The organism is Clostridium sp. HV4-5-A1G (assembly GCF_900184915.1).
GTDB lineage: Bacteria > Bacillota > Clostridia > Clostridiales > Clostridiaceae > Clostridium_B > Clostridium_B aromativorans.
Genome location: NZ_FXYI02000053.1, coordinates 1 through 18,804 on the forward strand (window position 1 = coordinate 1; position 18,804 = coordinate 18,804).

The following is an 18,804-nucleotide window of genomic DNA, read 5'->3' on the forward strand; positions in this document are numbered from 1 at the left end:
GTATTATAGTATTTTAGTACTAAATTCTGTTTTTATATTTATCGATAAAAAACTTTTAATAAAATTTTTATTAATTTTATTACTTCATGATATAATAAAAGTAAAGAAATAAATTTTAACTATAATTCAGGCAATTAAACATGATAATTGTGAATGGAGGTGTATAAATGTGAATATGGATTTTAGCCTTAATTTAACTCAAGAACAGAAGTTGATTATGACTCAAGAAATGCAGCTATCTGTGAAGCTGCTTCAAATGTCAAGTTTTGAACTTCAAGAATATGTAGAAAAAGAAATTCAAGAAAATCCGGTACTTGATGTTAAAGAATCCAATGCCAATAATAACGAAATGGAAAAAGATAAATTGGATTATAGGGAAATTATAAAAAATCTTGATTTTGACAATTACAGCCATCACAGTTATGAAAAAAGTGATGATGAGGAGATATCCCCATTTAATTTTATTTCTGAAAAAAAGTCTTTGAAGGAATATCTAAAAGGTCAGGTGAGGGATCTTGATGAAAATAATTATGTAAAGGCAATATGTCTGTATATTATAGAAAATATAGATGATAGAGGATACTTAGTGCTGGAAAATGGAGAAATAGAAGAGGAACTTAAGATTTCAAAAGATCTGGCAGCATACTGTGTAAACGTAATACAAGCCCTTGAGCCTTGTGGAATAGGGGCAAGAAATTTAGCGGAGTGTTTAAAAATACAGATAAGACAGAAGGGAATAGAGGATGAAAGGATATCTATAATAGTGGATAGATATCTTGAGATGATAGCGGAAAATAAATACAATGTTATAGCAAGAGAATTGAATATAGATGTAAAACAAGCTCAAGAATATGGGGATTTAATAAAGACTCTCGATCCGAAACCCTCCAGGGGATTCTATACCGGGGAGGATGTAAAATATATAGTACCGGATGCATATATAAGAAAAATTGATAATGAATATTATATAATTATGAATGATGATTTAACCCCAAAATTGACTATAAACTCAATGTATAAGGACATAATCAATAATGAAAACGATAAAGATGCAGTGAGTTATGTAAAAGAAAAATTAAATAGTGCACTGTTTTTGATGAAAAGTATACAGCATAGAAAAAGTACTATATATAGAGTACTTGAAAAAATATTGGAAAAACAAAGGGATTATTTTGACTATGGTGAGAGATATCTGAAACCCATGACTTTGAAAGAAATAGCAGACAGTATGAATATGCATGAGTCCACTATAAGCAGGGCTATAAGGGATAAATATATATATACCAGCAAGGGAACAATAAAAATAAAAGCTCTATTTACTACTGGAATAATAAGCGGATTTAATGGAGAAAATGTATCGGCGCTTATTATTAAAAATAAAATTAAGAAAATGATAGATGAAGAAGATAGGAAAAAACCATTGTCGGATCAAAAAATATGTGATCTGATAAATGAGCATGGTATGAATATTTCCAGGAGAACTGTTGCAAAATATAGAGAAGATATGGGTATAAAATCATCGAAGGGGAGAAAAAGATTTTAATTCTCCCTGTGTTATATGTTATTAAAAATAATGGTAATTTTTTTTAAAATACTATTTAAAAAAATCCATATATTTTTTATAATATTAGTGGGACAATTTATGAAATAGTGGGACAATTTAAAGCCCGGAGGTGTAATGTTGGAAGACATACTTAAATTTCAACAAAAAATAGTACCTGAATTAATAGGATTATTAAAAAAAAGATATGATATTTTAAGAACTATATACTATAACCAGCCTGTTGGAAGAAGAGTACTGGCAAATAATTTGGGCATTGGAGAGAGAATAGTTAGAGCAGAAATAAATTTTTTGAGGGCTCAAGGTTTTATTGAAATAAATGCTCCAGGTATGACGGTGACAGTAGAAGGTGAAGAAATTATCAACAAGCTTAAAGATTTCATACGTGAGTTGAGAGGATTGTCTGAGATTGAGAAGTTTATAAAAGATAATCTTGAACTGAAAGATATTATAATTGTACCAGGAGATTGTGACAAAGATAAAACCGTGGTGAATGAAATAGGAAGAACTGCTGCAAATTATTTTAAAAGCATAGTAAAGGACAATGATATAATTGCGCTTACAGGCGGATCTACGGTGAAAGCTGTCATTGATAATATTACTGAAGCTTCCAACTTAAAAAACGTATTGGTAGTACCAGCTAGAGGTGGTATGGGAAGAAATGTGGAAACCCAGGCAAATACCCTGTCTGCTAAATTGGCAAATAAAATTGCTGGAACGTATAAATTGCTTCATGTACCTGATAATTTGAGTGATGAAGCTGTGAAAACTATTATTAAGGAGAAAGATGTAAAAGACATAATAAAAAATATATATAATGCGGATATACTCATATATGGCATAGGAAGGGCCTATAAAATGGCAAAAAGAAGAGGGATGTCCGAGGATAAGATCGGTGAAATACAGTTAAAAGGTGCAGTAGGGGAAGCTTTTGGATATTATTTTGATAAACAGGGGAAAATAATATACTCTACTCCCAGTATAGGAATAAAGAATGAAAGAATAGGAAAAATTAAGACACTGATAGCTGTGGCAGGAGGGAGCAGTAAAGCAGAGGCCATGTTGGCCGTTGAAAGAAATAACCGTAACAGCATTTTGATTACTGACGAGGGGGCTGCCAGGCAAATTGTGAAATTTATCAAGTAATTTTAAGGATTAAAATAAATTTGCTATTAATTTAATTGTTAAATATAAATATTTAATTATTATAGGAGGAATTATGAATGGTTAAAGTTGGAATTAATGGTTTTGGGAGAATAGGAAGAAATGTATTTAAGGCACTGGTTAAGCATTATTCAAACGACCTGGAAATTGTAGGTATCAATGATTTAACTAGTGCAAAAACACTGGCACATCTTTTGAAATATGATTCTTTATATGGAAGATTTGATGGGACTGTAGAAGCAAAGGACAATTCAATAGTTGTAAATGGTAATGAAATAAAGATATTTGCAGAAAGGGATCCTAAAAATATAGATTGGGATTCATTGGGTACTGAAATAGTTATTGAGTCAACAGGTTTGTTTACTGATGCTACAAAAGCCAAAGTACATCTTGGCGGAACAGTTAAAAAAGTTTTAATATCTGCACCGGCTAAAAATGAAGATATAACGATAGTTATGGGAGTTAACGAAGAAAAATATGATGCTGCTGCGCACAATATAATTTCGAATGCTTCCTGTACTACAAACTGCTTGGCACCTTTTGCAAAAGTTTTGGATAGAGAGTTTAAAATAGTAAAAGGACTGATGACTACAGTTCATTCTTATACAGGAGATCAGAGACTGCTGGATGCTCCACATAAAGATTTAAGAAGGGCAAGAGCTGCCTGTGAATCCATGATTCCTACAACTACAGGTGCTGCAAAAGCAGTTGCTTTGGTACTTCCCCAATTGAAGGGAAAATTAAATGGATTTGCGCTTAGAGTGCCTACTCCTACAGTGTCATGTACAGATTTGGTAGCAGAAGTATCCAGAGATGTCACAGTAGAAGAGGTGAACGATGCATTTAAGAAAGCTGCTGGAACTGATATGAAAGGAATACTCGGTTATAGTGATGAACCATTGGTATCTGTAGATTACAGGGGAGACGAGAGATCCTCCATAGTGGATGGATTGTCAACTATGGTTATAGAGGGAAATATGGTGAAGGTTATTGCCTGGTATGACAATGAGTTTGGATATTCAAATAGATTGGCAGATTTGACTAAATATGTAGCTGATAGATTATAATTATTATAAGGCCTGGTTTTGTAGTTTTGACTATGAGGCCGGGCTTATTTACTATGTACTTAGTGGTAAATATAAGGTAAAATTTTAGTAAAGGAGTTGATTGCAGAATGGTTTTTAATAAAAAAACGATAGAGGACATAGATGTAAGTGGAAAGAGAGTGTTAGTAAGATGTGATTTTAATGTTCCACTAAAAGATGGCACAATAACGGATGAAAATAGATTGATTGGAGCTCTTCCAACTATAAAGTATCTGATAAGAAATGGTGCAAAAGTTATACTTTGTTCCCATCTCGGGAAGCCAAAGGGGGAACCAAAGCCTGAATTGTCGCTGGAACCAGTTGCAAAAAGGCTTTCAGAAATGCTCAAAAAACAAGTTATATTTGCAGCGGATGACAATGTAGTGGGAGAAAACGCAAAATATGCCGTCCAGGATATGAAAAGTGGAGATGTAGTATTGTTACAAAATACACGATACAGAATAGAGGAAACCAAAAATGAAGATAATTTTTCTAAAGAGCTGGCATCTCTTGCCGAAATCTTTGTGAATGATGCTTTTGGAACGGCTCATAGAGCTCATTGCTCCACAGTTGGGGTTACTAAATTTTTGAATACAGCCGTATGCGGTTATCTTATTCAAAAGGAACTTAAATTCTTGGGAGATGCAGTTGAAAATCCAACCAGACCCTTCGTTGCAATACTGGGCGGGGCTAAAATTTCAGATAAGATAAATGTAATAAATAATTTACTTGAAAAAGTGGATACCCTTATAATAGGCGGGGGTATGAGTTATACTTTTGCCAAAGCTCAGGGATATACTATAGGAAATTCCATGGTGGAAGAGGATAAAATAGAATATGCTGGAGAAATGATAGATAAAGCAAGGGTTAAAAAAGTAAAGTTACTTTTACCTGTAGACAATGTAGCGGCAGATAAGTTCGATGCAAATGCGAAACCCATTGTTACAGAAACGGAAAATATAGAGGAAGGGTATATGGGGCTGGATATTGGACCTAAAACATGTAAATTGTATGAAAATGCAATAGCAGATGCTAAAACTATAGTTTGGAATGGGCCTATGGGGGTGTTTGAATTTAAGAATTTTGCCAATGGTACCTTTGCCGTAGCTAAAGCCATGGCAGAATCAAATGCTACTACAATTATAGGTGGTGGAGACAGTGCAGCAGCTGTTAATCAATTTGGGTTTGGCAGCAGGATGACACATATATCTACTGGCGGCGGTGCTTCTCTGGAATTTTTGGAAGGGAAGGAATTGCCTGGAATAGCAGCACTTAATGATAAATAACAATGAGCGGGGATTAGAATTAAAGCTTAGTATATTTAATATTTGAACTTTGATTAAAAAGAGGAGGGTTTGATATAAATGAGAAAACCAATAATAGCTGGAAATTGGAAAATGAATAAAACCTTAGATGAGGCGTTGAAGTTGATAGAGGAATTGAAACCTCTTGTAAAGAATGCAAAATGTGATGTAGTGATATGTCCTCCGTATGTTTGTTTAAGTGAAGTAATAAAGGCAGTAAAAGGAACTAATATAAAGGTTGGGGCACAGAATATGCACTACGAGGAAAGCGGTGCCTATACCGGTGAAGTATCTCCACATATGCTTAGATCCATTGGGGCAGATTATGTTATAATTGGGCATAGTGAGAGAAGACAATATTTTGCTGAAACGGATAAGAGTATTAACAAAAAAATTAAAAAGGCCTTTGAGTATGATATGATTCCAATAGTCTGCTGTGGAGAGACATTGGATGAGAGAGAATTGAATATTACCCATGAAGTTTTGGGGAAGCAAGTAAAATTAGATCTGGCAGGTATTAAAAATGAAAAAATTGAAAAGCTGGTAGTTGCTTATGAACCCATATGGGCTATAGGAACAGGCAGAACGGCAACGGATGAACAGGCAAATGAAACCATAGGCTATATAAGAAGTGTAATAGCTTCAATGTATGGAAAAGAAACTGCGGAAAAAATAAGAATTCAATATGGTGGTTCTGTGAAACCATATACGATAAAAGCACAGATGGCACAGCCTGAGATAGATGGGGCCTTAGTTGGAGGAGCAAGCTTAAAATCAGCTGATTTTTCAGCGATAGTAAATTATTGAAAAAATTTATTTGAGCTCTTTTAAAAGTTTTGGAGGTAAAAATGAAAAAAAATCCAGTAATACTTATAATATTAGATGGTTTTGGAATTTCTGAAAAAAAAGAAGGAAATGCAGTCAGAGCAGCGTATAAACCTAATTTTGATAAATATATTAAACAATATCCTCATACTGAGTTGTCAGCAAGTGGATTGAGTGTGGGATTGCCGGAGGGTCAGATGGGCAATTCAGAAGTAGGACATTTGAATATAGGTGCGGGGAGAATAGTATATCAGGATTTATCCAGAATTACAAAATCTATAGAAGATGGAAGTTTTTTTGATAATAAATCTTTAAATAAAGCCATGGATAATGTTATTGAAAACAATTCAGATCTTCATCTGCTGGGACTTGTATCAACTGGAGGAGTACATTCTCATATGGATCATCTAAAGGGACTTCTGCAGCTTGCCAAGAGAAGGGGTATTAATAGAGTATATATTCATGCTTTTACAGATGGAAGAGATGTTCCGCCATCTTCAGCTGCCAGCTATATAAGAGATATAAGTCAATATATGGATGACATTGGAGTGGGTAAAATAGCGACAGTATCAGGCAGATATTATGCTATGGATAGAGATAAGAGATGGGAAAGGGTAAAATTGGCATACAATGCACTGGTGTATGGCAAAGGGAATAAAGCTAATAGTGCATTGGAAGCTATAGAGAATTCTTATGAAAATGGCAAGACGGATGAATTTATAGTTCCAGCTGTGATCGAGACGAAGGGAGTTCCTGTAACTACTATAAAGAATGGAGATTCTGTGATATTTTTCAACTTCAGACCGGATAGGGCAAGACAGCTTACAAGAGCCATAAATGATAATACTTTCGATGGCTTCAAAAGAGATAGACTCAATCTGGAATTTGTAACCATGACTGATTATGATGCTACTATAGAAAATGTAGATGCAGCTTTCCAGAATGAATATTACAAAAACACTCTGGGAGAATATGTGAGTAATATGGGAAAAAATCAATTGAGAATAGCGGAAACCGAAAAGTATGCACATGTTACTTTCTTTTTCAATGGAGGAGTTGAAGTGCCAAATAGGAATGAAGACAGGGTGCTTATACCTTCACCTAAAGTTGCCACTTATGATTTAAAGCCTGAAATGAGTGCTAGAGAAGTTACAGCTCAATTATTAGATAGATTAGATATGGATAAATACGATATGATAATATTGAATTTTGCAAATCCAGATATGGTAGGGCATACAGGAGTTTTTGAGGCGGCTAAAGCGGCCATAGAAGCGGTAGATGAATGTCTGGGCAAAATTGTGAATAAAGTATTAGAGAAAGATGGAACTGTATTTATAACTGCAGATCATGGGAATTCTGAACAGATGATAGATTATTCTACACAAAAGCCTATGACAGCTCATACCACTAATAAGGTACCGTTTGTATATATATCAAAAAATACAAATCCCTTAAGGAAAGATGGCATATTAGCTGATATTGCACCTACGATGCTAGAAATTATGGGACTTGAAAAACCTGAAGAAATGACAGGTAAAAGTCTTATTTTGAAATAATATGTTTATTTGAAAGGAGTTGAGAAGGCCATTATTTTTCATAATGGCTGGTGTTTATGAAAAATTATATAGAAATAGTGGATGTAACGGCAAGACAAATACTTGATTCAAGATCAAATCCTACTGTAGAAGTAGAAGTTGTACTGGAGGATGGCACTATGGGAAAAGCAGCAGTACCGTCTGGGGCATCTACAGGAGAGTTTGAAGCTGTAGAACTCAGGGATGGAGAGACTGAGAAGTACAAAGGGAAAGGTGTACTAAAAGCTGTAGATAATGTGAACAATTACATAGCAGAAGAACTTATAGGGATGAATTCATTTGATCAGGTGTTGATAGATAAAACAATGATAGAATTGGACGGAACTGATAATAAAGGGAAATTAGGGGCCAATGCCATGCTTGGCGTATCTCTTGCATGTGCGAGAGCTGCAGCTGAATATTTGGGATTAAGTCTTTATCAATATATAGGAGGGGTAAATGCAAAAGTTCTTCCTGTACCGATGATGAATATATTAAATGGAGGGAAACATGCAGATAACAATGTAGACCTTCAGGAGTTCATGATAATGCCTGCAGGGGCACCAAGTTTTAGTGAGGCTCTTAGAATGGGTTCAGAAGTTTATCATACGTTAAAATCCATATTAAAATCTAAAGGGTATGACACCGGAGTGGGTGATGAGGGTGGATTTGCTCCAAATTTAAAATCCAATGAAGAGGCAATACAAGTTATAGTTGAGGCCATACAAAAAGCTGGATACAGGCCGGGAAAAGATATATATATAGCATTGGACCCTGCTTCATCTGAATTCTATGAAGATGGAAAATATAATCTAAAAAGCGAGGGAAAAGTTTTAACTCCTGAAGAAATGGTGAATTTCTATGTTGAAATTACGGAGAAATATCCTGTGATTTCACTGGAGGATGGAATGGCTGAAGAAGATTGGGAAGGATGGGCAATGCTTACTGAAAAATTGGGAAATAAAATACAATTGGTGGGTGATGACCTTTTTGTAACAAATACTAAGAGGCTGAAAAAGGGCATATCTAAAAAGGTTGCAAATTCTATACTTATAAAATTAAATCAGATAGGAACCCTTACAGAAACATTAAATGCCATAGAAATGGCAGAAAGAGCCGGTTATACTGCAGTGGTATCCCATAGATCCGGTGAAACAGAGGATACAACTATTGCGGATCTGGTGGTAGCAGTAAATGCAGGTCAGATAAAAACCGGGGCTCCAGCCAGAAGTGAGAGGGTGGCAAAATACAATCAACTTTTAAGAATAGAAGAGGAATTAGGAGAAGCAGCTGAGTATAGAGGATTGGATGCACTTTATAGTATCAGGTAATTTTTAGGGACGGTGGAGTTTGATTATAAGTGTCTGGACTTCACCGTTTAAGTTTTTATAAATTGAAATTAGTATTTATATATGTTAATATTAAATGTATGTAGATTCAGGAAGATAATACTTTGCATGTACTGGCAGGAGGTGAAGGGCCATGAATATTTTTTTAATGATTTTACAATTGATAATAGGAATTATGCTTGTGGCGGTAGTTCTTATGCAGCCAGGAAAAACCAATGGACTAAGTGGTTTCATATCTGGAGGTGTAGCTGAAAGCTTTTATTCAAGAAATAAGTCCAGGACATCAGAAGCCATGCTGTCCAGATTAACTGTTTTTTTGGCTATAGTATTTGCAGTTATATGTATAATTCAAAATTTAATGAAATAGCTATATTTGAAGGGAGTTTATATGAATAGAGTATGATTTACTCTATTTATTTTTTATAGAGATTTAAATACATTTGTTCTTAATATTGAATATTTTTTTCCTTTAATGTCAATATAATAAAAGGTGGTGAAAAGATGAATATAAAAGAAGCAATTATAAATTTTATGAAAGAACAAGCATACAAGCCTATGACAGTAAAAGAATTGAGAAAAGTATTTTGTATAAAGAAGAGTGAAATAGAGGATTTTAAAAAAATTGTAGATCAGCTGGAAAAGGAAGGATCGGTAATTAGAACACGTACAAATAGATATGGATTACCTGACAAAATGGGGCTTGTTACGGGTAGATTTCAGGGTCACCAAAAGGGGTATGGGTTTGTTATACCGGATAATGAAAGAATGGATGTATTTGTATCTTCTTCTTTCTTGAATGGTGCCATGAATGGAGATAAAGTTGTAGTCAAAGTAACTAAAGAGGAGAATAACGGAAAAAAGTGTGAGGGCGAAATAATAAGAATACTTGAAAGAGCAAATAAGACAATAATAGGTACTTTTGAAGATAGTAAAAATTTCGGCTTTGTTGTTCCAGAGGAAAAGCGTATATGTCAGGATGTATTTATACCTAAAGAGTGTAAAAAAGGTGCAAAAACAGGAGATATAGTGACTGTTCAAGTGACCAAGTGGTCTGATAATAGAAGGAATCCAGAGGGAAAAATAATAGATATTTTAGGCAAAAGAGGAGAAAAGGGAATAGACATATTGACTATAATAAAGAAAAATAATCTTCCGGAAGAATTCCCGGCAAAGGTTTTGTCCTATGCAGAAAATATACCTGTGGAAATACCTAAGAGTGAATATAAAAGAAGAGTTGATCTGAGAAATGTCATTACAGTCACTATAGATGGTGAAGATGCTAAAGATTTAGATGATGCTGTATCTTTAAGAAAGCTTGAAAATGGCAATTATTATCTAGGAGTTCACATAGCTGATGTATCACATTATGTGAATGAAAAAAGTCCTCTGGATAAAGAAGCGTTAAAAAGAGGAAATTCAGTATATCTTATAGACAGAGTTATACCAATGCTTCCACGAAAATTATCCAATGGCATCTGCAGTTTAAATCCCAATGAAGATAGGTTGACTTTAAGCTGTCTTATGGAAATAGATAGAAAAGGAAAAGTATTAAAACATAATATTGTAGAGAGCATAATAAGAAGCAATGAGAGGATGACCTATACAGCTGTCACTAAAATACTTAAAAATGAGGATGCAGAAGTTATAAAAAGGTATGATTATCTTGTAGATACATTTAAACTCATGGAAGAACTTTGCAGGATCTTAAATAGAAAAAGAAAGATAAGGGGTGCTATAGACTTTGACTTTGAAGAATGTAAAATAACGCTGGATTCATTGGGAGTACCCGTAAAAATTGAACCCTATGAGAGGGGGATATCAAATAGAATAATAGAAGAATTTATGTTAGTATGTAATGAGACCATAGCAGAGCATATGTTTTGGACTAGTATACCCTTTGTATACAGAATACATGAGGATCCAGATGAGGAAAAATTAATGCGTTTTAACGAGTTTGTCCATAATCTGGGTTATGCAGTTAAGTGGGGGCAGGAAATTCATCCTAAGGCTCTTCAGGATATTATAGAAAAAGTAAGGGGGAAGAAGGAGGAAACAGTGGTAAGTACACTGCTGCTTCGTTCTATGAAACAGGCCAGATATTCACCAGAATGTGTAGGCCATTTTGGACTGGCAGCCAGGTATTACTGCCATTTTACTTCACCCATAAGAAGATACCCTGATTTAATTATTCACAGGATAATTAAGGAGTTTATAAATGGGAAGTTAAATGAAATCAGAATAAAAAAGTTAGCTAAAGAAGTTGAGTATGCATCAAGACAGTCTTCTGATACAGAGAGATTGGCTCAAGATGCTGAGAGAGAAGTAGACGATCTTAAAAAGGCAGAGTATATGAGCAAGAGAATCGGCGAAGAATATGATGGTATAGTATCTTCAGTTACTAATTTTGGGATGTTTGTTGAACTTCCAAATACAGTTGAAGGACTGATTCATATTAGCACTTTAGAGGATGATTATTATCTATATGATGAAAAGCATCTGAGCCTCATGGGGGAAAAAACCAGGAATATATACAAATTGGGAGATGAAGTGAAAATTCGTGTGTTAAAAGTGGATATGTTCGCACACGAAATATATTTCGAATTAGTAGGAAGAAACAGTTTAGATAAAAATTGAACACTGAAATAAAAGGGGGATTGTGATATTATCATGCTTAAAAAAAAGTCCAGTAATAAAACTCTTGCTGAAAATAGAAAGGCGAGACATGACTATTTTATTGAAGAGACTATAGAAGCTGGAATAGAATTGGTTGGAACGGAAGTCAAATCTATAAGAGAGGGCAAGTCCAATTTAAAAGATAGCTATGGAGAAATAAGAAATGGAGAAATATTTATAAGGAATATGCACATAAGTCCCTATGATAAAGGAAGTATTTTTAATAAAGATCCTTTAAGAGACAGAAAATTACTTCTTCATAAGAAAGAAATAATGAAATTGGCTGGATACACTACCCAGCAGGGATATACACTTGTTCCATTATCTCTTTACCTTAAACATGGAAGGGTGAAGGTAAATTTAGCAGTTGTAAAGGGGAAGAAAAATTACGACAAAAGAAATGCACTTTTAGAGAAAGCAGCCAAGAGAGATATAGACAGGCAGATGAAACAAAAGTATAGATAGGAGATCAAGTGATTCTCGAGTTCAGGTTAGCTTTTTGTTTTATAAGATATCTGAGGGATACCTTAAATAGAGATTTAGGTGAAAATATTCATATTTAAAGTGAATGGTACAGGAAAAGCTGTGAACTGCTCAGTATCCCTCATTGTACAATATATAACCAACCTAGAGTTTAAGAATTTTTGGGTACGGTTTTCCAGTCGTCTAAAAATCTTTGAATTCCTATATCAGTTAGAGGATGTTTAATCATTTGCATTAAAACTTTATAGGGAATTGTTGCAATGTCTGATCCTGCTTTTGCAGCATTTATAACATGGAGAGGTCCTCTTATGCTGGCTGAGATAATTTTTGTGGTGATATTGTGAAGCTTAAATATGGGAACTATCTCTTCTATGAGTTCAATTCCGTTTATTCCAATGTCATCTAATCTGCCCAAGAAAGGACTTACGTAAGTTGCACCGGCCCTTGCAGCAAGTAATGCCTGGCAGGCAGAGAAAACCAATGTTATGTTGGTTTTTATATCGATTTTTGAAAGAATCTTTACAGCTTTTAAACCTTCAGAGGTCATGGGAATTTTTACTACTATATTCCTGTGTATTTTAGCTAATTCTTTAGCTTCTTCTACCATTTTATCAGCCTCGAGACTTATAACTTCTGCACTTATGGGACCATCTATTATGGTGGTTATTTCTTTTACAACTTCCCTGAAATTTCTACCTTCCCTTGCAATTAAAGAAGGATTTGTAGTAACCCCACAGATTACACCCATTTCATTGGCCTTTCGTATTTCATCTACGTTGGCAGTATCTATAAATAATTTCATATTTTCAAACCTCCTTGAAATCAATGAATAATAGATCTAGAAATCATAATTATCTTCCAATAAATTACTAAGTTCGTTATTATTGAGTACATCTAATTCATCTTCCTTTTCTTTACTATCTGTATCTAGATCAATAATAACACTTCTTTTTTTATTTCTTGATAATTTTCTTTTATTTTTATCCTCTAAAGCTATCTTTATTAAATTTATTGATTCTGTAGGAGTTTCACATCCTCCAAGAATTACTATATTATTTTTCTTATTATATGTTATATATGTACTTCTATAAACTTCAAATAATTTAGTCACTTCATATGGATCATACCCGTCAATTTTTAAATTGATCCCCAAATAATCACAATCATATACATCTGGTTGAACAAACACACTATTTTTTATTGCCAGATCAACAGCAGTTTTAACATCTTTTAACCCATCATACAATTTTAAAATAAGTCCTGACCCATCTGCTGTATTTATTTTGAATGAATCTTTATTATCAATGGTACCATAGGCATGGATACCTATTATGTTATATGCCAGATCCAAGCTTTCAATTACTTCATTATTAATTTCTTTATACGTGTTCCTTTTATTATTATCTACAAATTTAACGTCATTTATTAAATCCATTATACTATTTATATCATTCCAACATTCCAGTGTATTTTTAAATGCTAACTCGTCTTCTTTTAAACTGGGTAAAATAGCCACTACATTTATTTTAGAATTTGGTAACACTTTTTTTACTATTTGTACAAAGGTTTTTATTGCCCCAGAACCTGTCCCTCCAGCCATAGTTGTAAGTACTACAACCACTTCTGTCAAAGGGTATTTGCTCAATAATGTTCCTATAGCATTAGCATTATCTTTTATCATTTCTTTGGATTTAGATCTGTCTCTTCCTGAACCATCTGTTCCTGGGTACAAATATACATTTTTTGTCATATCTGCATTTTTTAATGGTTTAATATCAAATAAACTGCTATTTATAAATAATCCATTGTATCTTGGATTCCTGTTTAGTAATCCATCTACAATGTTCCCAGCACCTTGACCTAGTGAAACCAATAACATTTTGCCTTTTTCCATAATTAATCACCCTTAGTATATTTTATATATATATTATCGAAAAAAGTCAGAGTAACATTATATTTTTTAAACTAATAATATTTTTTACTTAAGCTTATCTTCTAGTTGCTCGAAAAAAGAAAAAGGGGGATTAATTATTATGGATAATAAAGATAAATATATAGATACACAAAAAGTTGATCATAGAATTCAAAATAAGAAAAGAGGCGAAATACTGTACTATTCTATTGATCAGGTTGCTAATCTGTTGAATGAAAATATTAATAACATAAAATATTATACAAATATATTTGACGATCTTCTAAAAATTCAAATAGTAGATAAAGAATTGCGTTATACTGATGCTGATATCGATAAATTAGAGTTTTTGATAAAATTAAAAAATAGGGGCATGTCTCTTAAAGAAATTCAAGATTATTATAGCAAATTACCTTTGAATGATAATGAAGTTCAGCATCCAGGAAGTAATTTATTATCTGTTGAAGAACTTATTGATTCAATTAAAGAAGAACAACGAATTCAATTTGATAATTTTAAAATTCAGTTAAATGATGATATACAAAAGGTCAATTTATTATATATTAAAAATATTACCTCAGCAATTATTGAGGCTCAAAATAAAAGCCTTGATAAATTCAAACAGGATTTATTTGAGGAAATTAAAGAATATCTAAATTCTAAATTTGATAAAATTGATGAAATTAACTTAGATTTACACAACCAGTTTATTGACAAGATGACAAAATTTATATCTAAAAAAATTGATAGTAAAAATGACGAATTAAAACTTAATTTACAAGATAATTTTAATGGATTTTTTCAATCATGTTTAACTAATAGTGAACATTTAATAAAGGAAGTTAAAGGTTTTAAAAAAGTTATAAAGGATGCGTATTATACTCAATACCAAGTAGAAATGGATAATGCCAATAAAGGATTTTTGAATAAGTTATTTCAAATATTTAAATTCAGATAAAATTTAAAGAGATTAATTTTTTATATTCTTGTCCTAATAAAGAGAAAAATTTTAAACATTTTTAGTAGTATGGCGAAAAAATGTATGTCAAATAGTTTTTAGATATTGATATGTATGGTGGAGGCGAGGAGAATCGAACTCCTGTCCGAAAATGGAAACATTTGAGCATCTCCGAGTGCAGTCCCTAGTTTGACATTCCCTCCTTCAGACGCTTAAGGACAGGCTTCTGAATTCAGTAGCTTCATAATTTCCGTTTCCAGGTCAAAGCTTTGCTGGACTCGGTACCCCGCTGTCGGCGCCAGACACTGGAGCGCGGGAAATCCAGGCTGACGGCTAGCAGACTATGCTGCTAAAGCTAAATTTTCGTTATTATTTGCGTTTAAATTTAATCCCATAGTTTTTTAACGCGGGTCCACAGGTTCCCTCGACTCGCTTCTCAAACACATCTCATCCCCGTCGAAACCATTGCGCCCCCAGGTTATAAGATATATTGCTCTAATACTGCATACAGCAACAAACTGATGCAGTATTAAATTATATCATCTAACCTTCAATAAGTCAACTTAAAAATTTTATATTCATATTAAAAATGATGCAAATATAGTAGTTACCACTAAGCCTATTATAACTGGTATTAGATTTCTTTTGGCAAGTTCAAAGGGATTTACCTTACATATAGCTGCAACAGGTATTACAGCCCAGGGAATTATAGTTCCGCCTCCAACCCATATACCTGCTATTTGGCCCATAGCTGTCAATGTAGATACACCGCCTCCTATTGCTGTGGAAAATAATTTTGCTATAGATCCTACTAGTGGTATACCTGAAAACCCTGAACCGTCCAGTCCCGTTATAGCACCAACCGCAGTTAAAGTACCAGATGCCAGAAGAGGATTGGCAGGCGCTATATTTGAGAAAGCTACTCCCAGGTCATTGACAATGCCGTTAGAGGATGCAGGAAGTACCTTTCCAAATATTTCAGTGAAAGCTGAATCTCCGAGGTAAAAAAAGGCTGCTATAGGAATGACTATACCAAATATTTTGAATCCGAATATAAGGCCGTCTACAATATGAGAGGTGATTTTTTCGAGACATCTTTTACGGTAAGCTATAATTGAAATCAAGCTCAAAATGAACACAGCAGTTCCACCTATTAAAGCTGTTGCATCTCCTCCCTGAAGTTTGAATATATACATAAGTACTATATCCGACAGAAATATAGCTATTGTCAATATGGTCAGTAATTTTCTCAAAAAACGTGGTATGACAATAGTGTTTTTTTCTCTTTCCATTATCATTTCTTCTTTTTGAAAGCTCATGTCTATATTTCCATTTTTCATATCTCTTCTCAGCATATAAAAAGCTGTGATTGTAGTGACTGCTCCCATTATTATGGTTAAAGGTATACTTGCAGATATAACACTGGAAACTTTTATTCCTGCCGCATCAGCTGTGAGTTTTGGAGCTGCTTGTATTATGAAATCACTGGACAGAGCTATACCATGGCCAAATAAGTTCATGGCTACTGCAGCACCTATAGGCGGAAGACCTACTTTTTTAGCTATAGGTAAGAATAATGCTCCTATTAAGGCTACAGCAGGAGATGGCCAGAAAAACCAGGACAGGGCCATCATGATGATGCCTATAATCCAATAGCACATCCAATAGGATTTCATTATTTTTTTAAAGGGAGATACCAGTTCTTTATTTATTCCAACGACAACCATAACGTTGCTCATAGCGGTTATTATAGATATTATAAAAATCGTAGGCATAAGCTCTTTAGTAGCATAGACAAAACTGTTAAAAATCCCCATGACGGATTTAGGTATGGAATTTGTTGCAAATATGCCCAATATGAAAATCCCAATTATGCATATAAGTGATATGTCTCGTTTAAATGCCATGGCTATAATTATTATGAAAATAAAAATTATATAGATGTAGTGTAGGTTTGTCAGTAAAATGTTCATACATGACCTCCGCATAAAATGAGTATATTATCAATTTATGCAGAAAAATTTTTTGGGGTGATTAAAAATTTTTTAATTTGCTAAATATGAATCTTTAATAACATGGTGTTTTAGAATTAAAAGAAAAAGCCACCAGTTAAAAGCTGGTGGAAATTTATTATAAAATGAGTAATAAAGAATAATTCAATATGGTCTTACAACTTTAATTATTTTACAGCTAAATTCTTTACAATAGCTTTTTCAAATATTTCAAGACCTGCATTGACCTGCTCGTCAGTCATACAAAGCGGAGCTAATAGTCTGATAACATTTCCATAAGTACCTGCATTTTCAAGTATCAAACCCATTTTAGCTGCATCGCTAATTATTGCACTAACTATTGCTGGATTTGGTGTCTTAGATTTTTTGTCAGTTACGAATTCAATGCCGATCATTGAACCAATACCTCTTACATCTCCAACTACATCGTATTTTTCTTTCCATTGGTTATATCCTTCTGTTATTTTGGAACCTATTTTAAGTGCTTTTCCTGGAAAATCTTCTCTTTCCATGATTTCGATAACTTTTAATGCTGCTGCACAACCAAGTGGGTTTCCGCCATAAGTACCACCTATTGTACCTGATGGTACTCCATCAAATATTTCCTTTCTAGCTGTGATTGCACTCATTGGAACACCGCAGGCTATTGATTTAGCCATTGTGATGATATCTGGTTCGCAACCTGCTTCTTTCCAATAATCTGAAACGAACATTCTTCCCGATCTGGAGAAGCCGCTTTGAACTTCATCAGCTATGAGCATTATCCCATTTTCGTCACATATTTTTCTAACTTCTTTAACCCATTCAATGGGAGCTGGAACAAACCCACCTTCACCTTGTATTGGCTCAACAACTATAGCAGCACAATAATCAGCTGGAGTTAATTCGATAAGTGCATTTTTTAATTTGCCTATATAGTAATCGATGGCATCTGATTCTGTCATTCCTTCTGGTCTTCTATAGAGGTAAGGGAATTCCACTCTGTATATGCCGTCTGGGAAAGGTCCCTGAGCAATAGCATAACTTTTTTTACCAGTCATAGCCATTGTATAGTTTGTTCTTCCGTGGAAGGCACCTGAAAAGACTATTATGTTTGGCCTTTTTGTGAAAGCTTTAGCGATTTTTACAGCGTTTTCATCAGCTTCTGATCCGCTATTGATAAACATGGTATTTCTAACAGTACCTTTTACCGGCACGATTTTATTTAGTTTTTCTGCCAGTGAAACATAACCTTCATGAGTAGTAATGTTAAACATTGCATGACAAAATTTATCAGCTTGTTTCTTGATAGCATCAATAACTTCAGGATTACTGTAACCAAGGTTAGTTACTCCTACCCCGCCAACCCAGTCAAGGAACTTGTTTCCATCTGGATCCTCGAACATTGCACCTTCTGCCCTAGACATAACAGCAGGATAACCGCATTTGATTGCAGCTGCACATGCAGCTGATCTTCTATCTATAATAGCCTGCCCCTTAGGTCCAGGGAGTGTTTTAGTGATAATTTTTGGTAGTTCATTTGATAATTTCATTTTTTAGACTCTCCTTAAAAATTTATATACTTTTACTTTTAATTTTGCATCTGATGATAAGAAATTATTGTAGGTAATAAAAATGTCTACTAAAAAAGAGAAATATAAGTATGGTTAAATTTTAAATGTGAATGCATTCACTAATGTTTATGAGCAAAAAGAATGCCAAAAAAGGAAAAGTCTAAATATTTAGGCTTTTGTAGTAATTAAAGAATTTAAGATCACGAAAAATTGATATCTTAAGAAAATAAAATTCAATTATGAATAAAAATTTTATTGCCTTCAGCGAATTGGGAATGAGCCACAAATATTTAATCAATTATTTAATCAATCTATTCATTTATGAAAATGAATATTCATTTGTGAATAAAT

General features: G+C 33.7%; 15 protein-coding genes and 1 other RNA gene. 11 read left to right on the forward strand and 5 right to left on the reverse strand.

Annotated features, from left to right (window positions below; translation table 11 throughout):
* The first annotated feature begins 175 nt into the window (after positions 1–175).
* The 10 genes from rpoN to smpB all read left to right on the forward strand — a co-directional run bounded on the left by rpoN (position 176) and on the right by smpB (position 12,000).
* Positions 176–1,543, forward strand: coding sequence for an RNA polymerase factor sigma-54 (gene rpoN / locus J5G60_RS07750; RefSeq protein WP_150356256.1), 1,368 nt, complete (start codon positions 176–178; stop codon positions 1,541–1,543).
* 138 nt (positions 1,544–1,681) lie between these two features.
* Positions 1,682–2,707: a sugar-binding transcriptional regulator gene (locus J5G60_RS07755; protein WP_150356230.1), complete on the forward strand. Its 1,026-nt coding sequence runs from the start codon at positions 1,682–1,684 to the stop codon at positions 2,705–2,707.
* Between the two features lie 77 nt (positions 2,708–2,784).
* Positions 2,785–3,792: a type I glyceraldehyde-3-phosphate dehydrogenase gene (gene gap, locus J5G60_RS07760; protein WP_150356229.1), complete on the forward strand. Its 1,008-nt coding sequence runs from the start codon at positions 2,785–2,787 to the stop codon at positions 3,790–3,792.
* A gap of 107 nt (positions 3,793–3,899) precedes the next feature.
* Positions 3,900–5,096 carry a phosphoglycerate kinase gene (locus J5G60_RS07765; RefSeq protein WP_150356228.1) on the forward strand — a complete coding sequence of 399 codons (1,197 nt, stop codon included), beginning with the start codon at positions 3,900–3,902 and terminating at the stop codon, positions 5,094–5,096.
* A 78-nt stretch (positions 5,097–5,174) separates the two neighbouring features.
* The gene (gene tpiA / locus J5G60_RS07770; protein ID WP_150356227.1) at positions 5,175–5,921 is read left to right on the forward strand and encodes a triose-phosphate isomerase; all 747 of its coding nucleotides are present in this window, start codon (positions 5,175–5,177) and stop codon (positions 5,919–5,921) included.
* Between the two features lie 41 nt (positions 5,922–5,962).
* Positions 5,963–7,495, forward strand: a complete 1,533-nt coding sequence (gene gpmI, locus J5G60_RS07775) for a 2,3-bisphosphoglycerate-independent phosphoglycerate mutase (protein WP_150356226.1) — start codon at positions 5,963–5,965, stop codon at positions 7,493–7,495.
* 56 nt (positions 7,496–7,551) lie between these two features.
* Positions 7,552–8,844 (forward strand): phosphopyruvate hydratase, encoded by a 1,293-nt coding sequence (eno, locus tag J5G60_RS07780; RefSeq protein WP_150356225.1) that lies wholly within the window; start codon positions 7,552–7,554, stop codon positions 8,842–8,844.
* Between the two features lie 151 nt (positions 8,845–8,995).
* Positions 8,996–9,229, forward strand: coding sequence for a preprotein translocase subunit SecG (secG, locus tag J5G60_RS07785; RefSeq protein WP_150356224.1), 234 nt, complete (start codon positions 8,996–8,998; stop codon positions 9,227–9,229).
* 134 nt (positions 9,230–9,363) lie between these two features.
* A complete protein-coding gene (gene rnr / locus J5G60_RS07790; protein WP_150356223.1) occupies positions 9,364–11,496 on the forward strand; it encodes a ribonuclease R in 2,133 nt (710 codons plus the stop codon).
* A gap of 33 nt (positions 11,497–11,529) precedes the next feature.
* Positions 11,530–12,000, forward strand: a complete 471-nt coding sequence (gene smpB / locus J5G60_RS07795; RefSeq protein WP_150356222.1) for an SsrA-binding protein SmpB — start codon at positions 11,530–11,532, stop codon at positions 11,998–12,000.
* A 169-nt stretch (positions 12,001–12,169) separates the two neighbouring features.
* On the opposite strand, the gene fsa is transcribed toward smpB, so the two are convergent.
* Together fsa and J5G60_RS07805 are read right to left on the reverse strand one after the other, a co-directional pair.
* Entirely contained in the window at positions 12,170–12,820 is a 651-nt protein-coding gene (gene fsa / locus J5G60_RS07800; RefSeq protein WP_150356221.1) for a fructose-6-phosphate aldolase, read from the reverse strand.
* A gap of 36 nt (positions 12,821–12,856) precedes the next feature.
* A complete protein-coding gene (locus J5G60_RS07805) occupies positions 12,857–13,912 on the reverse strand; it encodes a cell division protein FtsZ (protein ID WP_150356220.1) in 1,056 nt (351 codons plus the stop codon).
* Between the two features lie 139 nt (positions 13,913–14,051).
* Here J5G60_RS07805 and J5G60_RS07810 point away from each other — a divergent pair, with 139 nt between their 5' ends.
* Positions 14,052–14,888: a MerR family transcriptional regulator gene (locus J5G60_RS07810; protein WP_150356219.1), complete on the forward strand. Its 837-nt coding sequence runs from the start codon at positions 14,052–14,054 to the stop codon at positions 14,886–14,888.
* Positions 14,889–15,003: 115 nt separating this feature from the next.
* Here J5G60_RS07810 and ssrA read toward each other — a convergent pair.
* The 3 genes from ssrA to J5G60_RS07825 form a co-directional block, all read right to left on the reverse strand.
* Positions 15,004–15,363, reverse strand: a transfer-messenger RNA (tmRNA) gene (gene ssrA, locus J5G60_RS07815).
* A gap of 103 nt (positions 15,364–15,466) precedes the next feature.
* Complete coding sequence (locus tag J5G60_RS07820; RefSeq protein ID WP_150356218.1) at positions 15,467–16,861, reverse strand: hypothetical protein; 1,395 nt, start codon at positions 16,859–16,861, stop codon at positions 15,467–15,469.
* A gap of 206 nt (positions 16,862–17,067) precedes the next feature.
* Positions 17,068–18,432: an aspartate aminotransferase family protein gene (locus tag J5G60_RS07825; RefSeq protein ID WP_150356217.1), complete on the reverse strand. Its 1,365-nt coding sequence runs from the start codon at positions 18,430–18,432 to the stop codon at positions 17,068–17,070.
* Between the last annotated feature and the right edge of the window lie 372 nt (positions 18,433–18,804).